Annotated in this window: 1 rRNA gene; it reads left to right on the forward strand. The window is 58.8% G+C overall.

Annotated elements, in window-relative coordinates:
- Nucleotides 1–36: 36 nt before the first annotated feature.
- A 16S ribosomal RNA gene (locus OKW78_RS16680) occupies nucleotides 37–1,419 on the forward strand; the annotation flags it as partial.

Genomic DNA, 1,419 nt, shown 5'->3' on the forward strand with positions numbered 1-1,419 from the left:
CCCCCTCGCACCGGGAATCAGGCGCGAGGGTTACACATTCCGGTTGATCCTGCCGGAGGCCATTGCTATTGGGATCCGATTTAGCCATGCTAGTTGTACGAGTTCAGACTCGTAGCGAATAGCTCAGTAACACGTGGCCAAACTACCCTTCGGAGCACGATACCCTCGGGAAACTGAGGCTAATAGTGCATACCACACTCACTCTGGAATGACGAGTGTGCCAAACGCTCCGGCGCCGAAGGATGTGGCTGCGGCCGATTAGGTAGACGGTGGGGTAACGGCCCACCGTGCCAATAATCGGTACGGGTGGTGAGAGCCAGAACCCGGAGACGGAATCTGAGACAAGATTCCGGGCCCTACGGGGCGCAGCAGGCGCGAAACCTTTACACTGCACGACAGTGCGATAAGGGGATCCCAAGTGCGTAGGCATAGAGCCTACGCTTTTGTCCACCCTAGGGAGGTGGACGAATAAGGGCTGGGCAAGACCGGTGCCAGCCGCCGCGGTAATACCGGCAGCCCGAGTGATGGCCGATCTTATTGGGCCTAAAGCGTCCGTAGCTGGCCGCACAAGTCCATCGGGAAATCCACCCGCTCAACGGGTGGCCGTCCGGTGGAAACTGTGTGGCTTGGGACCGGAAGGCGCGACGGGTACGTCCGGGGTAGGAGTGAAATCCCGTAATCCTGGACGGACCGCCGATGGCGAAAGCACGTCGCGAGAACGGATCCGACAGTGAGGGACGAAAGCCAGGGTCTCGAACCGGATTAGATACCCGGGTAGTCCTGGCCGTAAACAATGTCTGCTAGGTGTGGCTCCCACTACGAGTGGGTGCTGTGCCGTAGGGAAGCCGCTAAGCAGACCGCCTGGGAAGTACGTCCGCAAGGATGAAACTTAAAGGAATTGGCGGGGGAGCACTACAACCGGAGGAGCCTGCGGTTTAATTGGACTCAACGCCGGACATCTCACCAGCATCGACTGTGGTAATGACGGTCAGGTTGATGACCTCGCCACGAGCCACAGAGAGGAGGTGCATGGCCGCCGTCAGCTCGTACCGTGAGGCGTCCTGTTAAGTCAGGCAACGAGCGAGACCCGCATCTCTACTTGCCAGCAACACTGCGAAGTGGTTGGGGACAGTAGAGAGACTGCCGTGGCCAACACGGAGGAAGGAACGGGCAACGGTAGGTCAGTATGCCCCGAATGTGCTGGGCAACACGCGGGCTACAATGGTCGAGACAAAGGGTTCCAACTCCGAAAGGAGACGGTAATCTCAGAAACTCGATCGTAGTTCGGATTGTGGGCTGCAACTCGCCCACATGAAGCTGGATTCGGTAGTAATCGCGTGTCACAAGCGCGCGGTGAATACGTCCCTGCTCCTTGCACACACCGCCCGTCAAAGCACCCGAGTGAGGTCCGGATGAGGC

Origin of the sequence: Halorubrum sp. F4, assembly GCF_027257195.1 — an archaeon.
GTDB lineage: Archaea > Halobacteriota > Halobacteria > Halobacteriales > Haloferacaceae > Halorubrum.